This is a genomic window from Kitasatospora sp. NPDC058218 (assembly GCF_042882445.1).
In the GTDB taxonomy this organism is placed as follows: domain Bacteria; phylum Actinomycetota; class Actinomycetes; order Streptomycetales; family Streptomycetaceae; genus Kitasatospora.
Genome location: NZ_JBHVWC010000063.1, coordinates 39383 through 59070 on the forward strand (window position 1 = coordinate 39383; position 19688 = coordinate 59070).

Annotated in this window: 18 protein-coding genes; 7 read left to right on the plus strand and 11 right to left on the minus strand. The window is 71.4% G+C overall.

The annotated features are described in order from the left end of the window. Positions 1-163 precede the first annotated feature (163 nt). Positions 164-1513 (minus strand): choice-of-anchor A family protein, encoded by a 1350-nt coding sequence (locus tag ACFVYI_RS32900; protein ID WP_387892366.1) that lies wholly within the window; start codon positions 1511-1513, stop codon positions 164-166. 313 nt (positions 1514-1826) lie between these two features. On the opposite strand from ACFVYI_RS32900, the gene ACFVYI_RS32905 reads away from it, so the two are divergent. After that, positions 1827-2777 carry a heme A synthase gene (locus ACFVYI_RS32905; RefSeq protein ID WP_387892398.1) on the plus strand — a complete coding sequence of 317 codons (951 nt, stop codon included), beginning with the start codon at positions 1827-1829 and terminating at the stop codon, positions 2775-2777. 70 nt (positions 2778-2847) lie between these two features. Here ACFVYI_RS32905 and ACFVYI_RS32910 read toward each other — a convergent pair whose 3' ends face one another. Beyond that, on the minus strand, positions 2848-3186 hold the full coding sequence (locus ACFVYI_RS32910; RefSeq protein ID WP_387892368.1) for a hypothetical protein: 339 nt from the start codon (positions 3184-3186) through the stop codon (positions 2848-2850). 72 nt (positions 3187-3258) lie between these two features. Here ACFVYI_RS32910 and ACFVYI_RS32915 point away from each other — a divergent pair, with 72 nt between their 5' ends. Continuing rightward, positions 3259-3900 (plus strand): DUF2461 domain-containing protein, encoded by a 642-nt coding sequence (locus ACFVYI_RS32915; protein ID WP_387892370.1) that lies wholly within the window; start codon positions 3259-3261, stop codon positions 3898-3900. A gap of 52 nt (positions 3901-3952) precedes the next feature. Here ACFVYI_RS32915 and ACFVYI_RS32920 read toward each other — a convergent pair whose 3' ends face one another. Next, positions 3953-4894, minus strand: a complete 942-nt coding sequence (locus ACFVYI_RS32920; protein WP_387892372.1) for a heme o synthase — start codon at positions 4892-4894, stop codon at positions 3953-3955. Between the two features lie 466 nt (positions 4895-5360). Between ACFVYI_RS32920 and tkt the strand changes: the two genes are divergently transcribed. The 5 genes from tkt (at position 5361) to pgl (ending at position 12200) form a co-directional block, all read left to right on the plus strand. Beyond that, complete coding sequence (gene tkt, locus ACFVYI_RS32925; RefSeq protein ID WP_387892373.1) at positions 5361-7460, plus strand: transketolase; 2100 nt, start codon at positions 5361-5363, stop codon at positions 7458-7460. A gap of 97 nt (positions 7461-7557) precedes the next feature. Continuing rightward, positions 7558-8697, plus strand: coding sequence for a transaldolase (gene tal, locus ACFVYI_RS32930; protein WP_387892375.1), 1140 nt, complete (start codon positions 7558-7560; stop codon positions 8695-8697). 61 nt (positions 8698-8758) lie between these two features. After that, positions 8759-10315: a glucose-6-phosphate dehydrogenase gene (gene zwf, locus ACFVYI_RS32935; RefSeq protein WP_387892400.1), complete on the plus strand. Its 1557-nt coding sequence runs from the start codon at positions 8759-8761 to the stop codon at positions 10313-10315. Beyond that, complete coding sequence (gene opcA / locus ACFVYI_RS32940; protein WP_387892377.1) at positions 10312-11415, plus strand: glucose-6-phosphate dehydrogenase assembly protein OpcA; 1104 nt, start codon at positions 10312-10314, stop codon at positions 11413-11415. The genes zwf and opcA overlap by 4 nt, the downstream gene beginning before the upstream one ends. Continuing rightward, a complete protein-coding gene (pgl, locus tag ACFVYI_RS32945) occupies positions 11412-12200 on the plus strand; it encodes a 6-phosphogluconolactonase (protein ID WP_387892379.1) in 789 nt (262 codons plus the stop codon). Before opcA ends, pgl begins: the two co-directional genes overlap by 4 nt. Before the next feature lie 127 nt (positions 12201-12327). Here the strand turns inward: pgl and ACFVYI_RS32950 are convergent, their stop codons facing one another. The 8 genes from ACFVYI_RS32950 to rapZ form a co-directional block, all read right to left on the minus strand. After that, complete coding sequence (locus ACFVYI_RS32950) at positions 12328-12615, minus strand: RNA polymerase-binding protein RbpA (RefSeq protein WP_063349510.1); 288 nt, start codon at positions 12613-12615, stop codon at positions 12328-12330. 205 nt (positions 12616-12820) lie between these two features. After that, the gene (secG, locus tag ACFVYI_RS32955; RefSeq protein ID WP_387892380.1) at positions 12821-13057 is read right to left on the minus strand and encodes a preprotein translocase subunit SecG; all 237 of its coding nucleotides are present in this window, start codon (positions 13055-13057) and stop codon (positions 12821-12823) included. Between the two features lie 89 nt (positions 13058-13146). Then, complete coding sequence (gene tpiA, locus ACFVYI_RS32960; RefSeq protein WP_387892381.1) at positions 13147-13932, minus strand: triose-phosphate isomerase; 786 nt, start codon at positions 13930-13932, stop codon at positions 13147-13149. Positions 13933-13936: 4 nt separating this feature from the next. Beyond that, complete coding sequence (locus ACFVYI_RS32965; RefSeq protein WP_387892383.1) at positions 13937-15142, minus strand: phosphoglycerate kinase; 1206 nt, start codon at positions 15140-15142, stop codon at positions 13937-13939. A 154-nt stretch (positions 15143-15296) separates the two neighbouring features. Next, positions 15297-16301, minus strand: a complete 1005-nt coding sequence (gap, locus tag ACFVYI_RS32970) for a type I glyceraldehyde-3-phosphate dehydrogenase (protein ID WP_380576967.1) — start codon at positions 16299-16301, stop codon at positions 15297-15299. Between the two features lie 298 nt (positions 16302-16599). Then, complete coding sequence (gene whiA / locus ACFVYI_RS32975) at positions 16600-17580, minus strand: DNA-binding protein WhiA (protein WP_329490008.1); 981 nt, start codon at positions 17578-17580, stop codon at positions 16600-16602. After that, positions 17571-18542, minus strand: a complete 972-nt coding sequence (gene yvcK / locus ACFVYI_RS32980; RefSeq protein ID WP_387892402.1) for a uridine diphosphate-N-acetylglucosamine-binding protein YvcK — start codon at positions 18540-18542, stop codon at positions 17571-17573. The genes whiA and yvcK overlap by 10 nt, the downstream gene beginning before the upstream one ends. 223 nt (positions 18543-18765) lie before the next feature. Continuing rightward, complete coding sequence (rapZ, locus tag ACFVYI_RS32985; RefSeq protein WP_360633781.1) at positions 18766-19671, minus strand: RNase adapter RapZ; 906 nt, start codon at positions 19669-19671, stop codon at positions 18766-18768. Positions 19672-19688 lie beyond the last annotated feature (17 nt).

Sequence of the window (19688 nt, forward strand, 5' to 3'; positions counted from 1 at the left end):
CCGTCCGGCCTCGGTTGTGCAGGAACCAGCCCATCACATCCGCCACCTCGGACAACACCCGTTCGGCAAACTTGAACGCATTCCGTCACAGTGGCCAAAAAGCGTTGCCCCCAGCGGTCGATTCCGACCACCGAGGGCAACACAACGGTCAACCGGCCGACCGTCAGACCTGCTTGGCCGCCCGGCGCCGCGCGGCCACCACGATCGCGCCACCGGCGGCGATCACGATCGCACCGCCGATCGCCAGCGGGACGACCGGGCCGGAGCCGGTGTGGGCGAGACCGCCGCCGGTACTGGCCTCGACCGACGGACTGGCCGAGGCACTCGGCACCGCCGCCGCCGACGGGGAGGCGGAGGCCGAAGGGCCGCCCGACGCGCTCGGGCTCGGCTTGCCGCCGGTCGGGGTGGACGGGCTGCCGGAGGCGCTCGGGGTCACCGAGGCGCCCGGCGTCCCCGGCGTGCTCGGGGTGCCCGACGCGCTCGGGGTGGTGGTCGCCGACGGCGAACCGCTCGGCACCACCGGCGGCACGGTCGGCGGGGCGGTCGGCGGCACCTCGGTGGTCAGGCAGCCGGTGAACGGGTAGTGGTGCGTCTCCGCGCCGCCCTTGCCGGTCAGCGACTTGGCGATCACCGAACCGTTGACCGGTCCGCCGCTGCCGAGGTCGAAGGCCGCGTTCGGCGCCAGCACGGTGCCGGCCCAGGCGGCCTGGCTGTTCTTGACCACCTTGGTCGCGGTCGGGAAGTTCCAGAGCAGCTTGGCCCGGACGGCCCCGCCCGCCGCGCTCTGCAGCTTGTCGTCCAGGACGTAGGCCTTCTTGCCCTCGTCCCACAGGTGGAAGCCCGTGGTCCTGGCGGCGGCCATGTCGTAGCCGTCACCGGTCACGGTGACGACGGTGACCGACCCGACCGGCACCTTCACGAAGACGTTGGTGGCGCCCTGGAGCGTCGCGGCACTGACGGTGAAGCTGTTGAGCTTGGCGTCGGCGCTGCTCAGGTAGAGGTCCGCGCCCTTCGCCTCGACCGTGGCGCCGGCGGTCTGCGGCGCGGCGGCGAGCGCGGCGGCGGCGGCGCGCAGCTTGGTGAACTCGGCCTTGAAGTCGATCGGGGACGCGCCCTGGCTGATCTTGCCCTGGTGCGCGTCGACGACGGCGCCGGCGGCCTTCGAGCCGTAGACGCCGTTGCCCTTCATCACCTGGGTGTTGTGCCCGGTGATCTTGCCGGCCACGACCAGCGCGTTGCCGCCGGGCAGCGCCGCCACCTGGTCGGCGGTCAGCTCCTGGCCGACCGAGAAGCCGCCGGTGAAGTCCGCGTTGCCGCCGACCGCCACCGCGCCCTCGGCGTCCGGGGTGTGGGTGTCGTCGCCCTCGATGAACTCCCCGTAGAGGTTCGCGACTCCGAGGCCCTGGCACTGCCGGCCGGGCTCCGTCGCGTGCGCGGCGGCCGGGGCGACGAGACCGGCCAGGGCAAGGGATCCGCCGAGCGCGAGCGCGGCGGCGGGTGTGGGTATGCGCATGTGCAGGATCTCCGCTTGCGTGCGGGGGTGGGAGAGGTCCGGAAAATGGTATGGACCAAACCGCACTCTTTCGGCCGAACGAGTGATTGGTCAAGACCAATATCCGCAATGCCCGAACAGTCCCGTTTGGGCGGCTCGGCCCCGCGAAGCCGCCCCGCGAACGCTCCGGACGGCGCGGCGCGGCGGCGGGCCGGTGGACGCTCGCCCGGCACGACACCGCCCCGCCCCAAGATCGGCTGTAAGGCCGCCTACGATTGACCCCGTGCCTACCCCCTTCTCCCTGCTCGCCGACCGCTGGCAGCCGTCCGCCGCCATGGTCCGGCGCGCCGCGTTCGCCGCGCTGGTGATGAGCGTGGTGATCGTCGTCACCGGCGGAGCCGTCCGGCTCACCGCCTCCGGCCTCGGCTGCACCACCTGGCCCCGCTGCACCGGCGAGAGCATCACGCCGACGCCCGAAATGGGCCTCCACGGCGTCATCGAGTTCACCAACCGGATGCTCACCTACGTGCTGAGCGCGGCGGTCGGCTGGGCGATCCTGGCCGCCCGCTGCCACCGCCGGCCCTCGGCCGAGGGGACCGCGAAGCCCTGGCGGCGCAGCCTGACCACGCTGGGCTGGGCGCAGTTCTGGCTGGTGATGAGCAACGCCGTGATCGGCGGGATCACCGTGCTGACCGGCCTCAACCCCTACACCGTCGCCGTCCACCTGATCTCCGCGATGGCGCTGGTCTGGGTCGCGCTGCTGATGTGGGAGCGGTCCCGGGAGGGCGACGGCCCGCCGGTGTCGGCGGTGGCCCGCCCGATCGTCCGGCTCTCCTACGTCCTGGTCACCGTGATCGGCCTGCTGGTCGCGGCCGGGACGCTGGTGACCGGCGCCGGGCACCACCCCGGGACGCCCAAGGACAACAAGCTGGTGCCGCGGATCCCCGTCGACTACGACCGCCTCGCCCAGGTGCACGCCGACCTGGCGTTCGTCTCGGTCGGCCTGGCGATCGCGGTGGTCTTCGTCCTCGCCGCCGTGAAGGCCCCGCCGGCCGCCCGCGCCAGGGCCCGCGAGCTGCTCGTGGTGCTCCTGGTCCAGGGCGTGCTCGGCTTCGTCCAGTACTTCACCGACGTTCCGGAGCTCCTGGTCGGTGTGCACATGCTGGGCGCCACGCTCACCTGGATCGCCGTCCTGCGCATCCCGCTCGCACTGCGGGTCCGTGCGGACGAGGACGCGCCCGTCGCGCCGCTGCCCGCCCGGGCACCGCAGACCGCCGCCGCCTGACAAACCCGGACGCGCGCACGCGAAGGGGCCCCGGGATCATCCGGGGCCCCTTCGCGCGTCCGCGGCGGCGTCAGCCGCCGATCTGGATGCCGGCCATCCGCTTCCACTCGTACGGGCCGGTCTTCACCCGCAGGCCCAGCTCGCCCTCGAAGTCGTCGTGCAGGGTGACCCCGGCCAGCTCGGCGGCCCGGCGGCCGACGGCGTAGCTCGGGGCGACCTGGTCGCCCCAGGCGCCGTCCGCGCCGACCACGACGATCCGGGTGGCGACCGTGCCGACGTACTCGACGACACCGTCGGCGCTGCCGCCGTGCTGTCGGGCGAAGGCGGTCAGGTGCTTGGCGATGCGCTTGGCGCGGCGTTCGACGCGGGCGTCCGGCGCGGCGGGGGTGGCGGTCTCTGCGCTGCTCATGCCCGCATGCTACCCATCGGTAGCGGAGCTGGCGACGGGACCGGACTGTGCACCGGGCCACATACTGGAGCGGTGACCTTCCAAGGCTGGCCGGCCGAGGCCCTCGAGTTCTACGAGCACCTGGAGACCGACAACTCCAGGACCTTCTGGCAGACCCACAAGGACCGGTACGAGGACAGCGTCCGGGAGCCGATGGAACAGCTGCTCGCCGAGCTGGAGCCCGAGTTCGGGCCGGGCAAGATCTTCCGCCCCAACCGGGACGTCCGGTTCAGCGCCGACAAGTCCCCCTACAAGACGCACATCGGCGCCCACCTGGCGGCCGGCGGCTACATCCAGCTCTCCGCCGACGGTCTGGCCTGCGGCAACGGGCTGTACCAGCTCGCCCCGGACCAGCTGGCACGCTACCGGGCGGCCGTCGCCGAGGACGTCGGCGGCACCGAGCTGGAGCGGGTGATCGCCCGGGTCCGCCGGGCCGGCCCGCAGGTGGTCGGCCGGGACAGCCTGAAGTCAGCCCCGCGCGGCTACCCCAGGGACCACCCCCGGATCGAGCTGCTCCGTCACAAGGGGCTGGTCGCCTGGCAGGAGTGGCCGCCGGCGGCGTGGCTCGGCACCCGGGCGGCCCACGACCGGATCACCGGCTTCCTGCGGGCCTCCCAGCCCCTCCGGGACTGGCTGGACGACCGGGTGGGGCCGTCCGAACTGGCACCGCGCTGAAACGCGGGAGGGGCCCCGGTCCGAAGACCGGGGCCCCTCCCGCGTTCCGCGGCTACTTCACGAACGGGTCCACCGCGATCACCACGAACAGCAGCGTCAGGTAGGTGATCGACCAGTGGAAGAGGCGCATCTCCTTGAGCTTCGCGCCGACCAGCCCGGCCTTGGCCCGGGCGTACAGCCCGTGCGCCTCCTTCAGCCAGGCCGCGCCCAGCAGCACCGCCGAGACGGGGTACAGCCAGCTGGTCTCGGCCAGCGGCCAGAGCGCCAGCGACACGGCGACCATGACCCAGGAGTAGATGACGATCTGCTTGGCGACCGCCAGGTTGCCCTTGACCACCGGGAGCATCGGCACGCCGGCCCGCTCGTAGTCCTCGCGCACCTTCATCGACAGCGGCCAGTAGTGCGGCGGCGTCCAGAAGAAGATGACCAGGAAGAGCACCAGCGCCGACCAGGAGACCGAGTTGGTGACCGCCGCCCAGCCGACGAAGACCGGCATGCAGCCGGCGATCCCGCCCCAGACGATGTTCTGCGCGGTGCGCCGCTTCAGCCCCAGCGTGTAGACGAACACGTAGAAGAGCAGGGCCGACAGCGCGAGCAGCGAGGAGAGCGCGTTGACCAGGTAGCCCAGCCAGAGGGTGGAGCCGATCGCCAGCGCGATGCCGAAGACCAGCGCCTCGCGCGGCGACACCATCCCGGTGACGATCGGCCGCCGCTCGGTGCGCGACATCACCGCGTCGATGTCGCGGTCGATGTACATATTGAGGGCGTTGGCACCGCCGGCCGACAGGTAGCCGCCGACGACCACCTCCAGCACCAGCAGCGGATCCGGAACGCCGCGCTGCGCCAGGAACATCACCGGCACGGTGGTGATCAGCAGCAGCTCGATGATCCGGGGCTTGGTCAGGGCGACGAACGCGCCGACACGGGCCCCGAACGGCCGGTGCGCAGGCGTCGCCCCGGTGACCCCGGCGGGACGGGATTCGACGGCGGTCACTAACACCCCAACTGAAGATGAATCTTCGCAGGCGTCCACCGGAACGAAGTTCCCGAATCGTCCGCTCTGCGCGTACCACGCCACCTTAGACGCTCCATATCTCCCCACCGGCTCCGGGGTCCCCCGGCGGGGCGGAACGCACACCCCTGGGTGAACCCCTGGCCGAACACACGAAGCCGACCTGCTGCGATGCACGTCCCCCGTCCTGACCACCGGACGGGCAGACGTCATGAAACCAGGAGAGCCTGGGACAAAAGCACCTCTCGAACCCTCGTGGGAATCGCCATACGGAAATCCCGGTTGTCTCAGCACGGAGGGTGAGCCACGACCCGGACGGTAGGCTCGCACCGAGAAGCGGGATCTACCCTCCGTGACCGGCACCACCCAATGTCCGGCCCCAGCGACGTGGCCGACCCGGTCCCCTTCACGGGGTCACTCTTCACAACGGAAGGAGCCCTGAGACAGGGTGAGCACGACGCCGACGAATGCATTCGAGTGGTCCGAGCTGGACGAGCGGACGGTCGACACCGCCCGCGTCCTGGCCATGGACGCGGTCCAGAAGGTCGGCAACGGACACCCCGGGACGGCCATGTCGCTGGCCCCGGCGGCGTACCTGATCTTCCAGCGCTTCCTGCGCCACGACCCGACCGACCCGGCATGGGTCGGCCGCGACCGGTTCGTCCTCTCTCCCGGGCACACCAGCCTGACCCTCTACACCCAGCTCTACTTCTCGGGCTACGGCCTGGAGCTGGACGACCTCAAGGCCTTCCGGGTCGCCGGCAGCCGCACCCCGGGTCACCCCGAGCACGGCCACACCGCGGGTGTCGAGACCACCACCGGCCCGCTCGGCCAGGGCATCGGCAACGCCGTGGGCATGGCGATGGCCGCCCGTTTCGAGCGCGGCCTGTTCGACCCGGACGCCCCGGCCGGCGAGTCGCCGTTCGACCACACCATCTGGGCCATCGTCTCCGACGGCGACCTGGAGGAGGGCATCTCCGCCGAGGCGTCCTCGCTGGCCGGCCACCAGAAGCTGGGCAACCTGGTCGCGCTCTACGACGACAACCACATCTCGATCGAGGGCGACACCGAGACGGCCTTCTCCGAGGACGTGCTCAAGCGCTACGAGGCGTACGGCTGGCACGTGCAGCGGGTCGCCCCGAAGTCCAACGGCGACATCGACGTGGCCGTGCTGGCCGAGGCGCTGGCCGCGGCCAAGGCCGAGACCTCCCGCCCGTCGATCATCGCGATGCGCACCATCATCGCCTGGCCGGCCCCGGACGCGCAGAACACCGCCAAGGCGCACGGCTCCGCGCTCGGTGCCGCCGAGATCGCCGCCACCAAGAAGGTCCTGGGCTTCGACCCGGAGAAGACCTTCGAGGTCAGCGACAAGGTCATCGAGCACGCCCGCCTGGTGATCAAGCGCGGCAAGGCCGCCCGCGACGAGTGGCAGCAGTCCCTCGGCACCTGGCGCGCCGCCCACCCTCAGCGCGCCGCCGAGTTCGACCGCATCCAGGCCGGCGAGCTCCCCGAGAGCTGGAAGAAGGCCGTCCCGGTCTTCGCCGCCGGCAAGGACGTCGCCACCCGCAAGGCCTCCGGCGAGACCCTCAAGGCGCTCGGCGCGGTGATCCCGGAGCTGTGGGGCGGCTCGGCCGACCTCGCGGAGTCCAACCTCACCACCATCGACGAGGACAGCTCCTTCCTCCCCGAGGGCAACCCGCTGAAGAGCGCGAGCCCCTACGGCCGGACGATCCACTTCGGCATCCGCGAGCACGCCATGGGCTCGACCATGAACGGCATCGCCCTGCACGGCAGGACGCGGGTCTTCGGCGGCACCTTCCTGGTCTTCGCCGACTACATGCGCCCGGCCGTCCGGCTGGCCGCGCTGATGAAGCTGCCGGTCACCTACGTCTGGACGCACGACTCGATCGGCCTCGGCGAGGACGGCCCGACCCACCAGCCGGTCGAGCACCTGGCCTCGCTGCGCGCCATCCCGGGCCTGGCCATGGTCCGCCCGGCCGACGCCAACGAGACGGCCGTCGCCTGGCGCACCGTCATCGAGCGGCAGACCAGCCACCCGGGCCCGGTCGGCCTGGCGCTCACCCGCCAGAACGTCCCGACCTTCGACCGCGAGGTCTTCGGCTCCGCCGAGGGCACCGCGAAGGGCGGCTACATCCTGGCCGAGGCCTCCAACGGCGACCCGCAGCTGATCCTGCTCGCCACCGGCTCCGAGGTCCAGCTGGCCGTCCAGGCCCGCGAGGTCCTGGAGGCCGAGGGCACCGCGACCCGCGTGGTCTCGGTGCCGTCCTTCGAGTGGTTCCAGGAGCAGGACCAGGCCTACCGCGACAGCGTGCTGCCGCCGTCGGTCAAGGCCCGCGTCTCGGTCGAGGCCGGCATCGCCCAGGGCTGGCGCGAGCTGGTCGGCGACCACGGCCGGATCGTCTCGCTGGAGCACTTCGGCGCCTCCGCCGACTACAAGGTGCTCTTCGAGGAGTTCGGCCTGACCGCCGAGCGGGTGGTGGCCGAGGCCCACAACGCCCTGCGCTCGCTCGAAGCCGTCAACCGCTAGCACCACCTGGGCCGCGTGCCCGCCCGCACAGCGGGCACGCGGCCCGTCTGACGACCCCACAGACAGACAGATGAAGACAGAAGAAGGACTGAGCACCATGACTGACGCACTGAAGCGCCTCAGCGACGAAGGCGTGGCGATCTGGCTGGACGACCTCAGCCGCAAGCGCCTGAACACCGGCAACCTCGCCGAGCTGGTGCAGAACAAGCACGTGGTGGGCGTCACCACCAACCCGACCATCTTCCAGAAGGCCATCGGCGGCGGGGACTCCTCCTACGACGGCCAGCTGCGTGACCTCGCCGTCCGCAAGGTCACCACCGACGAAGCCGTCCGCATGATCACCACCTCGGACGTGCGCGACGCCGCCGACGTGCTGCGCCCGGTCTACGACGCCTCCAACGGCCGCGACGGCCGGGTCTCCATCGAGGTCGACCCGCGCCTGGCCCACGAGACGGCCGCCACCGTCGCCGAGGCCAAGCAGCTCTGGTGGCTCGTCGACCGCCCGAACGTCTTCATCAAGATCCCCGCCACCAAGGCCGGCCTGCCCGCGATCGCCGAGGTCATCGGCAAGGGCATCAGCGTCAACGTCACGCTGATCTTCTCGCTGGAGCGCTACCGCGCGGTGATCGACGCCTACCTGACCGGTCTGGAGGCCGCCAAGGCCAAGGGCCTGGACCTCTCGCAGATCGAGTCGGTCGCCTCCTTCTTCGTCTCCCGCGTGGACACCGAGATCGACAAGCGCCTCGACAAGGTCGGCGGCGACGCCAAGCAGCTGCGCTCCAAGGCCGCCCTGGCCAACGCCCGTCTGGCCTACCAGGCGTACGAGGAGATCTTCGGCAGCGTCGACGGCAAGACCGCCGGCAGCGCCCGCTGGAAGGCCCTGGAGGCCGCCGGCGCCAAGCCGCAGCGCCCGCTCTGGGCCTCCACCGGCGTCAAGGACCCGGCCCTGCCGGACACCCTGTACGTCACCGAGCTGATCGCCCCCGGGACCGTCAACACCATGCCCGAGGCCACCCTGGAGGCCACCGGCGACCACGGCGTGATCACCGGCGGCACCATCGTCCCCAACTACGCCGACGCCAAGGCCGTGATGGACGCCATCGCCGCCGCCGGCGTGGACTACGACGACGTCGTCCAGGTGCTGGAGGACGAGGGCGTCGAGAAGTTCGAGCAGTCCTGGAACGAGCTGCTCGACACCGTCACCGCCTCGCTCGCCTCCTTCGCCGACGAGAAGTGACCCCTGCTCACAGCCAGCGCACGAAAGCGGAGCACATCAAGTGAGCACTGACTTCCCTGAGTTGACGTCGGACTCGGACGCGAGCGACTCTCCCCCGGCCCCCGTCAACCCGCTTCGTGACCCCACCGACCGGCGGCTCCCGCGCATCGCGGGGCCGTCCGGCCTGGTCATCTTCGGGGTCACCGGTGACCTGTCCCGCAAGAAGCTGATGCCGGCCATCTACGACCTGGCCAACCGCGGCCTGCTGCCGCCGGGCTTCTCGCTCGTCGGCTTCGCCCGCCGCGAGTGGAAGGACGAGGACTTCGCCAAGGAGGTCCACGACGCGGTCAAGGAGCACGCCCGGACCCCCTTCCGCGAGGAGGTCTGGCAGCAGCTCGCCAAGGGCATGCGCTTCGTCCACGGCACCTTCGACGACGACGACGCCTTCGACAAGCTCCGCGAGACCATCGTGGAGCTCGACAAGGCCCAGGGCACCGGCGGCAACTTCGCCTTCTACCTCTCGGTGCCGCCGAAGTTCTTCCCGACCGTCGTCCAGCAGCTGAAGAAGCACGGCCTGGCCGACCCGCCGCAGGGCTCCTGGCGGCGCGCCGTCATCGAGAAGCCCTTCGGTCACGACCTGGAGAGCGCCCAGGAGCTGAACCGGATCGTCCACGAGGTCTTCCCCCGTGACGAGGTCTTCCGGATCGACCACTACCTGGGCAAGGAGACCGTCCAGAACATCCTGGCGCTGCGCTTCGCCAACCAGATGTTCGAGCCGATCTGGAACCGGTCGTACGTCGACCACGTGCAGATCACCATGGCCGAGGACATCGGCATCGGCGGCCGGGCCGGCTACTACGACGGCATCGGCTCGGCCCGGGACGTCATCCAGAACCACCTGCTCCAGCTGATGGCGCTCACCGCCATCGAGGAGCCGGCGTCGTTCCACCCCAAGGCGCTGGTGGCCGAGAAGCTCAAGGTGCTCAGCGCCGTCAAGCTCCCGGCCGACCTCGGCAAGCACACCGTGCGCGGCCAGTACGCGTCCGGCTGGCAGGGCGGCGAGGAGGTCGGCGGCTACCTCGACGAGGACGGCATCAACCCGGACTCCAAGACCGACACCTACGCGGCCATCAAGCTGGAGATCAACAACCGCCGCTGGGCGGGCGTGCCGTTCTACCTGCGCACCGGCAAGCGGCTCGGCCGCCGGGTCACCGAGATCGCGGTGGTCTTCCAGCGCGCCCCGTACCTGCCGTTCGACTCCTACGCGACCGAGGAGCTGGGGCAGAACGCCCTGGTCATCCGGGTCCAGCCGGACGAGGGCGTGACGGTGCGGTTCGGCTCCAAGGTGCCGGGCACCTCCTTCGAGGTCCGGGACGTCACGATGGACTTCGCCTACGGCGAGTCGTTCACCGAGTCCAGCCCGGAGGCCTACGAGCGGCTCATCCTCGATGTGCTGCTCGGCGACGCCAACCTGTTCCCGCGCCACCAGGAGGTCGAACTCTCCTGGCAGATCCTCGACCCGATCGAGAAGTACTGGGACACCCACGGCAAGCCCGCCCAGTACCCGGCAGGGACCTGGGGTCCGGTCGAGGCCGACGAGATGCTCGCACGAGACGGCAGGAGCTGGCGCCGGCCATGAAGATCGACCTCACGGACACCACGTCCAGCAAGATCAACGCAACGCTGATGGAGGCGCGCCGGGCCAGCGGCTCCACCGCCGCCGGCATGGTGCTCACCCTGGTGATCGTGACCGACGAGGGCAGCGCCTACGACGCCCTCAAGGCCGCCAACGACGCCTCCCGCGAGCACCCCTCGCGCACCCTGGCGGTCATCAAGCGCGCCGGGCGCTCGCCCCGGGCCCGGGCCGAGACCCGCCTCGACGCCGAGATCCTGGTCGGCACCGACGCCGGCTCCGGCGAGACGGTCGTGCTGCGCATGCACGGCGAACTCGCCGCGCACGCCCAGTCGGTCGTCCTGCCGCTGCTGCTGCCGGACGCTCCGGTGGTGGTCTGGTGGCCCGAGAACGCGCCGCTGCACCCGGCACAGGACCCTCTGGGCTCGATCGCCCAGCGCCGGATCACCGACGCCGTCACCGCCGAGTCCCCGGTGGGCCAGCTCGCCCAGCGGGCCCAGAGCTACACCCCGGGCGACACCGACCTGGCCTGGACCAGGATCACCGGCTGGCGCTCGATGCTGGCCGCCGCACTGGACCAGCGGCCCTCCCAGGTCACCGCCGCGGTGGTCGAGGGCGAGTCGTACAACCCCAGCGTCGAGCTGCTCGGCCTCTGGCTGCACAACCGGCTGCACGTGCCGGTCGAGCGGGTCGTCACCGGCGGCCCCGGCATCACCGCGGTGCACCTGCGCACCAAGGACGGGGACATCACCCTGGACCGCCCGGACGGCCTGATGGGCACGCTCTCCATGCCCGGCTCGCCGGACCGCCAGGTGGCGCTGAAGCGCCGCGAGACGTCCGAGCTGATCGCGGAGGAGCTGCGCCGGCTCGACCCGGACGACATCTACGCGACGGCCGTCCGCACCCCCGTCGAGCGGCTGCACGAGCCGGCCAACGCCGAGACGGCGGCGGCCGAGAAGGCCGCCGAGGCGGTCGTCTCCGATGCCGCGGTGGCCAACCCGACGCGGGTGACCGCCAAGGTCCTGGACGCGCCGGAGGAGACCGGGGAGTCCGCCCCGGCGAAGAAGGCCCCGGCCAAGCGCGCCGCCAAGAAGGCGGGCTCGTGACGGCCTCGACCCCGCAGCTGGTCGTCCACCGGGACAAGGAGCTGATGGCCCAGGCGGCCGCGGCCCGGCTGATCACCCGGATCGTGGACGCCCAGGCCGCCCGCGGCACCGCCTCGGTGGTGCTCACGGGCGGGCGCAACGGCAACGCCCTGCTGGCCGCCATCGCCGCCTCCCCCGCCCGGGACGCGGTCGACTGGGCCCGGCTGGACCTCTGGTGGGGCGACGAGCGCTTCGTGCCCGCCGGGAGCACCGAGCGCAACGCCGTCCAGGCCCGGGCGGAGCTGCTCGACGCCGTCCCGCTCGACCCCGCCCGGGTGCACGAGATGCCCGCCTCGGACGGTGTGGACGGCTCGGACGTCGAGGCCGCCGCCGCCCGCTACGCCGAGGAGTTGGCCAAGGCCGCCGGACCGGGCGACCGCCTCGGCGTGCCCGCCTTCGACGTGCTGCTGCTCGGCGTCGGCCCGGACACCCATGTCGCCTCGCTCTTCCCCGAGCACCCGGGCGTCCGGGAGACCGCGCTGACGGTGGTCGGCGTGCGCGGTGCGCCCAAGCCCCCGCCGAACCGGATCTCGCTCACCCTCCCGGCCATCCGGGCGGCCCGCGAGGTCTGGCTGCTGGCGGCCGGCGAGGACAAGGCCGGCGCCGTCGCGCTGGCGCTGTCCGGCCCGGGCGAACTCCAGGCACCCGCCTCGGGCGCGTACGGGCGCGGCCGGACGCTGTGGCTGCTGGACCGCGCCGCCGCGGCACAGCTCCCACCGCAGCTGTACCCGCCGGCCTCGGCCTGATCGACCGAACGTCGAAGGGCGCCACCGTTCTCGACGGTGGCGCCCTTCGTACGTGTGCTCGTCTCTCGCCTCCGGCGCCTCCGGGCACTCTGTCCCGTGCGCCCTTCGGCTCGCGGCGGGCCGGCTCTCAGATCTCACCGCGCAGCTTGGCCAGCGCCTCGGCGAGGATCGCCTCGCCGTCGGCGTCGGTGCGCCGCTCACGGACGTAGGCGAGGTGGGTCTTGTAGGGCTCGTTGCGCGAGGGGGCCGGCGGGTTGTGCTCGTCCTGGCCGGCCGGAAACCCACAGCGCGGGCAGTCCCAGGTGTCCGGGATGACCGCCTCCGCGGCGAAGCTGGGACGGGTCTCGTGCTTGTTGGCACACCAGAAGGTGATCCGGTTGCGGGGGGCGGATTCGCCGCGCTCCGCCTCGCCCATCGGGCCCGCTCCGACCCTGCTGCCACGGATGGCGTTGCCACTTGCCACGGTCTGACTCCCTGCGTGCTGGTGCGCCGACCCGCCGCGGTGCGCGTAGGTGGCGAAAGTCGTCCTAGTGTAAGCAGGAGTTAAGGATGCACCGCCACCGACTCCGCCCCGGACCGTTCCAGCATAGGCCGCGGGGCGACAGGGCGTCAGAGATACGTCAGCTCTTGTACTTGAGCACCAGGCCGAGCACGATGATGCACGCGAACCAGGCGACACCGACGATGACCGTAATGCGGTCCAGGTTGCGCTCGGCCACGGCCGAGCCGCCGCCGGTGGACATCGCGCCGCCGCCGAACATGTCGGACAGGCCGCCGCCCTTCCCCTTGTGCAGCAGCACCAGGAGGACCATCAGCAGGCTGAAGATGATCAGGGCAATCGAGAACCCGAGAACCACGGCGGGACCAACTCTCTCGTATCTTCGGCGAAGGGGCCGGGCCGCCACGATGCGGTCCCGGCCCCAAAGCCTACGTTGCTGCGGCGGCGTTAGCCTACTGCCTGGTCACGGTACCGCACGATCTTGACGAACTCGTCGGCGTCCAGGGAGGCACCGCCGATCAGACCGCCGTCGACGTCGGGCTTGGCCATCAGGCCGGCCGCGCTGGACGACTTGACCGAACCGCCGTACAGCACGCGGACCTTCTCGGCCAGCGGGGCGTCGTACAGCTCGGCGATCCGCTTGCGGATGGCCGAGCAGACCTCCTGGGCGTCCTCGGGGGTCGCCACCTCGCCGGTGCCGATCGCCCAGACCGGCTCGTAGGCGATCACGACGGACTCGGCCTGGTCGGCCGGGACGTCCTGCAGGCCGCCGTCGAGCTGGGCCAGGGTGTACTCGACGTGGGTGCCGGCCTTGCGGATCTCCAGCGGCTCGCCGATGCAGAGGATCGGGGTGATCCCGCTGCGGTAGGCGGCCTTGACCTTGGCGTTGACGATCTCCTCGTTCTCGCCGTGGTACTGGCGGCGCTCCGAGTGGCCGATCACCGCGTAGGTGCACTTCAGCTTGGACAGCATCGGGCCGGAGATCTCGCCGGTGTAGGCACCGGAGTCGTGCCGCGAGATGTCCTGCGAGCCGTACTTGATCTTCAGCTTGTCGCCGTCGACCAGGGTCTGCACCGAACGCAGGTCGGTGAACGGCACCAGAACGGCGACCTCGACCGACTCGTAGTCCTTGTCGGCCAGCGCGAAGGCCAGCTTCTGGGTGTGCTGGATGGCCTCAAGGTGGTTGAGGTTCATCTTCCAGTTGCCCGCCATCAGCGGGAGACGCTCAGTCATTGCCTCAGCCTTCCAGGGCGGCGAGACCGGGGAGCGACTTGCCCTCCAGGTACTCAAGGCTGGCGCCACCGCCGGTCGAGATGTGCCCGAACTTCGTCTCGTCGAAGCCCAGGATGCGGACGGCCGCGGCGGAGTCGCCGCCACCGACCACGGTGAACGCGTCGCTGTCGAGCAGGGCCTGCGCGACGGCCTTGGTGCCCTCGGCGAAGGTCGGGTGCTCGAAGACACCGACCGGGCCGTTCCAGAACACCGTCCTGGCGTCGGCCAGCTTCGCCGCGAACAGCTCCCGCGTCTTCGGGCCGATGTCCAGGCCCTCCTTGTCCGCGGGGATCTTGTCGGCGTCGACGACCGCGAAGTCCTCGACCGGCTTGTGGGTCTTGGTGTCGGGGAACGACCCGGAGACCGCGATGTCCACCGGCAGCACGAACTCCACGCCGTTCGCCTTCGCCCGCTCCAGGTACTCCAGGACGACCGGGATCTGGTCCTTCTGCAGCAGCGAGATGCCGACCTCGTGGCCCAGGGCCGCGAGGAAGGTGTACGCCATGCCGCCGCCGATGAGGATGCGGTCGGCCTTGCCGAGCAGGTTGTCGATCACGCCGACCTTGTCGGACACCTTGGAGCCGCCGAGCACGACCGCGTACGGACGCTCGACCTCCTCGGTGAGGCGCTTGAGCACGTCCACCTCGACGGCGATCAGGTCACCGACGGCGTGCGGCAGGCGGGCCGGCAGGTCGTACACCGAGGCGTGCTTGCGGTGCACCGCGCCGAAGCCGTCGCCCACGTACAGCTCGGCCAACTCGGCCAGCTCGTCGGCGAAGGCGCCGCGCTCGGCGTCGTCGTTGCTGGTCTCACCGGCGTTGAAGCGCAGGTTCTCTAGCAGCGTGACCTCGCCGTCGGCCAGGGCGGCGACGGTGGCCTTCGCGCTCTCGCCCACGGTGTCGGTCGCGAACGAGACCGGCGTGCCGAGGATCTCGCCGAGGCGGACGGCCACCGGCGCGAGGGAGAACTGCGGGTCGGGCTCGCCCTTCGGGCGGCCGAGGTGGGAGGCGACGACGACCTTCGCACCGCGCTCGACGAGCTTGGCGATGGTCGGGGCGACGGCGCGGATCCGGCCGTCGTCGGTGATCGTGCCGTCGGACAACGGGACGTTCAGGTCGGCGCGGACGAACACGCGCTTGCCGGCGACGTCGAGGTCTTCGATGGTCTTCACGGTCTTCGGTCTCCTGGGGAGATGGTTGCGCTGTTGGCAGCGGCACAACGGCGGGCCGCCTGGGAGTTGAGGTTGAGGGTGCGCAGACGGAGGGCCCGGACGGCGTGCACAGTGTCCGGGCCCTCCCCCCTACTTCACGTCAGCTCCCGCTGCGTCAGAGCTGGCCGCCGACGAGGGTGGTCAGGTTGACGAGGCGGTTCGAGTAGCCCCACTCGTTGTCGTACCAGCCGAAGACCTTGACCTGGTTGCCCTGGACCATGGTCATCAGCGAGTCGAAGATCGTGGAGAACGGCGAGTTCACGATGTCGGAGGAGACGATCGGGTCCTCGGTGTACTGCAGGATGCCCTTGAGGGAGCCCTCGGACGCCTTCTGGAAGGCCGCGTTGACCTCCTCGACGGTGACATCGCGCTCAAGGGTGACGACCAGGTCGGTGATCGAACCGGTCGGGACCGGGACGCGCAGCGAGGTGCCGTCCAGCTTGCCCTTCAGCTCCGGCAGGACCAGCGCGGTGGCCTTGGCGGCACCGGTGGAGGTCGGGATGATGTTGAGGGCCGCGGCGCGGGCGCGACGCAGGTCCTTGTGCGGGAAGTCCAGGGTGACCTGGTCGTTGGTGTACGCGTGCACCGTGGTCATCAGACCCTTGACGATGCCGAAGTTCTCGTTCAGCACCTTGGCCAGCGGCGCCACGCAGTTCGTGGTGCAGGAGGCGTTGGAGATGACGGTGTGCTTCGCGGCGTCGTACTTCTCGTCGTTGACGCCCATGACGATGGTGACGTCCTCGTCGGTGGCGGGCGCCGAGATGATGACCTTCTTGGCACCGGCGGTGACGTGCTTCTTGGCCGCCTCGGCCTTGGTGAAGATGCCGGTGGACTCGATCACGATGTCCACGCCCAGCTCGCCCCAGGGGAGGCTGGCCGGGTCACGCTCGGCGATGACCTTGAAGGTCTTGCCGTCGACGGTGATGCTGTTCTCGGTGTGCGAGACCTCGCCCGGGAAGGTACCCAGGATGGAGTCGTACTTGAGCAGGTGCGCCAGGGTCTTGGTGTCGGTCAGGTCGTTGACACCGACGATCTCGATGTCCGCGCCCTGGGCCTTAACCGCACGGAAGAAGTTGCGGCCGATGCGGCCGAATCCGTTGATGCCTACCCGGATCGTCACGAACCGATCTCCTCGTTAGGTACGCCGGAGCTATGCCGACGGGGTGGAATTTGGGAGGTCCCCGACCGCCTATGACCCTACCTCTCCGAGGCGTGAGAGGGCACATCAGGCCGGGTCGGACGCCTTGGCGTGGCGTGTCAAGAGGCCACCAACAGGGCTTGTGTCCTTGCCCTCGGGGCCAGTTGGTCACGGCCCTCGGAAGCGGAGCCGGAACGACCCCGCACCGGCGTCCGGACACGGAACAGCCGGTGCCCGGAATCCGGACACCGGCTGTCTCACCCGCCACTTGGTGTGATCGTCAGTTGAGCGCCATCTCGTCGGTCAGGTTGGCCTCGGTGCTGGGCAGGCCCAGCTCGGAAGCGCGCTTGTCGGCCATCGCCAGCAGCCGGCGGATCCGGCCGGCCACCGCGTCCTTGGTCAGCGGCGGGTCGGCCAGGGCGCCCAGCTCCTCCAGCGAGGCCTGCTTGTGCTGCATCCGCAACTGACCGGCGGCGGCCAGGTGGTCGGGCACCTCCTCGCCGAGGATCTCCAGCGCGCGCTGCACCCGTGCGCCGGCCGCGACGGCGGCCCGGGCCGAGCGGCGCAGGTTGGCGTCGTCGAAGTTGGCCAGCCGGTTGGCGGTCGCCCGCACCTCGCGCCGCATCCGGCGCTCCTCCCAGGCCAGCACCGACTCGTGGGCGCCCAGGCGGGTCAGCAGCGCGCCGATGGCGTCGCCGTCGCGGATCACCACCCGGTCCACACCGCGCACCTCGCGGGCCTTGGCCGGGATGCCGAGCCGGCGGGCCGCGCCGACCAGGGCCAGGGCCGCCTCGGAGCCGGGGCAGGTGATCTCCAGCGAGGAGGAGCGACCGGGCTCGGTGAGCGAACCGTGGGCCAGGAAGGCACCCCGCCAGGCCGCCTCGGCGTCGCAGGTCGCCCCGGAGACGACGGCCGGGGGCAGACCGCGGATCGGCCGACCCCGGCCGTCCACCAGACCGGTCTGCCGCGCCAGCAGCTCGCCGTCCTTGACCACCCGCACCACGTAGCGGCTGCCGCGCCGCAGACCGCCGGGCGCCATCACCACCAGGTCCGAGGAGTGTCCGAAAATCTCCAGGAGGTCCTTGCGCAGGCGTCGCGCCGCCGCCCCCGTGTCCAGCTCCGCCTCGATCACGATGCGGCCGCTCACGATGTGCAGCCCGCCCGCGAATCGCAGGATCGCCGAGACCTCCGCCTTGCGGCAGCAGGCCCGGGTGACCGGGAGCCGGCTGATTTCGTCCTTCACCGCTGGAGTCATCGCCATGGCCCGATCCTTCCATGTGTCCGGAAAATCCGGTCGTACGCGGCTGCCAAGAGCTCCGGGTCGTGTCGCGGCGTGCCGTCGGTACGGGCGACCCGGCCGAGCACCAGGGCCGCGCCCATCCGCTCCGCGGCCTTCTCCAGGCCGGCCAGGTCCGCCTGGCCGAAGGCGCCGCCGGTGACGGCGCGCTCGTCCACCAGGATCGCATCCACCGCGAGGGCGGGGGCGTGGTCGGCGATGACCTCCAGGTGGCGCTGCGGGGTGAAGCCCTCCGTCTCGCCGGGCTGGGGGGCCAGGTTCAGGGTGAGCAGGCGGCGGGCGCGGGTCTCGGTGAGCGCCTCGGCGAGCTCGGGCACCAGCAGGTGCGGCAGCACGCTGGTGAACCAGGAGCCGGGCCCGAGCACCACCCAGTCCGCCTCGCGGACGGCCGTGACGGCCTCCGGGACGGCCGGCGGCCCGTCCGGCAGCAGCCGGATGGACTGCACGGTGCCGGGCGTCACCGCGACGCTGGCCTGGCCCCGGACGGCGGACAGCTCCCCCGGGCTGGCCGGGTCGTGGCCGCGCACGACCGCCTCGATGTCCAGTGGCACCGCCGACATCGGCAGCACCCGGCCCTGGACGTTCAGCAGCCGGCCCACCCAGTCCAGGGCGGCGACCGGGTCCCCCAGCTTCTCCCAGAGCGCGACGATCAGCAGGTTGCCGACGGCGTGGCCGCCCAGCTCGCCGGTGCCGGTGAAGCGCTGCTGGATTACCTCGGACCAGGTCCGGCCCCAGTCGTCGTCACCGCAGAGCGCGGCCAGCGCCTTGCGGAGGTCGCCCGGGGGCAGCACCCCGAGCTCCTCGCGCAGCCGGCCGCTGGAGCCGCCGTCGTCGGCGACGGTGACCACGGCGGTGAGGTCGGTGGTGAGCCGGCGCAGCGCGGAGAGCGAGGCCGAGAGTCCCTGGCCGCCGCCCAGGGCGGCGATCCGGGGCGCGTGGTTGCTTCGGGGTGCCTGGTTGGTACGGGCCGGGCTGGTGCGGACCTGACCGGTCCGCGGCCGGCTGGGCGTCGCGCCGCGCGGGGGGGCCCCCGTCCGGTCGGCGGTCTTGTTCTGAAGCTGCCGCCCGGGCACGTATCCCGTCACACCCACCTCGCGTTCCTCTTGCCCGCCGCCGGCCTCCACCGGCGGCCCGGCAGGGGTGAGGCGGCTACTCCCGTCCCATGTCACGGTGGACGAGCACCGTTTCGACTCCGTCCGCGATGAGACGCTTCGTCAGCCGCTCGGACATCGCGACGCTGCGGTGCTTGCCACCGGTGCAGCCTACGGCAAGGGTCATATAACGCTTCCCCTCGCGGCGGTACCCCTCGGTGATGATGCGCAGCAGCTCGGCGTAGCCGTTGAGGAACTCATTGGCGCCGGGCTGCTGGAACACGTAGTCGGCGACGTCGGAGTCGGTGCCGGTGCGGGCGCGCAGCTCGGGCACCCAGTGCGGATTCGGCAGGAAGCGACAGTCCACCACGAGGTCGGCGTCGACCGGCAGGCCGTACTTGAAGCCGAAGGACATCACGGTGGCGCGCAGCTCGGGCTCGTCGTGGTCGGCGAACTGGGCGTCGAGCTTGGCCCGCAGCTGGTGGACGTTGAGGTTGGAGGTGTCGATCACCAGGTCGGCCTCGCCGCGCAGCTCGCGCAGGAGGTCGCGCTCCTGGGCGATGCCGTCCACGATCCGGCCGTCGGCCTGGAGCGGGTGCGGGCGGCGCACGCTCTCGAAGCGGCGCACCAGGGCGTCGTCGGAGGACTCCAGGAAGACCACGCTCAGCCGGACGCCGCGCTTCTCCAGCTCGTCGAGCGAGGTGAGCAGGTCGTCGAAGAACTGGCGGCCGCGGACGTCCACCACGGCGCCGATCCGGGCCACGTTGCCCTGGGAGCGGGCGCCGAGGTCCACCATGGTCGGAATGAGGGCCGGCGGCAGGTTGTCCACCACGAACCAGCCCAGGTCCTCCAGGCACTTGGCCGCCGTCGAGCGGCCGGCTCCGGACATGCCGGAGATGATCACCAGCTCCGGGACGTTCTCTCCCCCGGCCTGCGGCCGGGCGGTGCCGCCATCGTCGGACATCGTCACTTCGGTTCCCC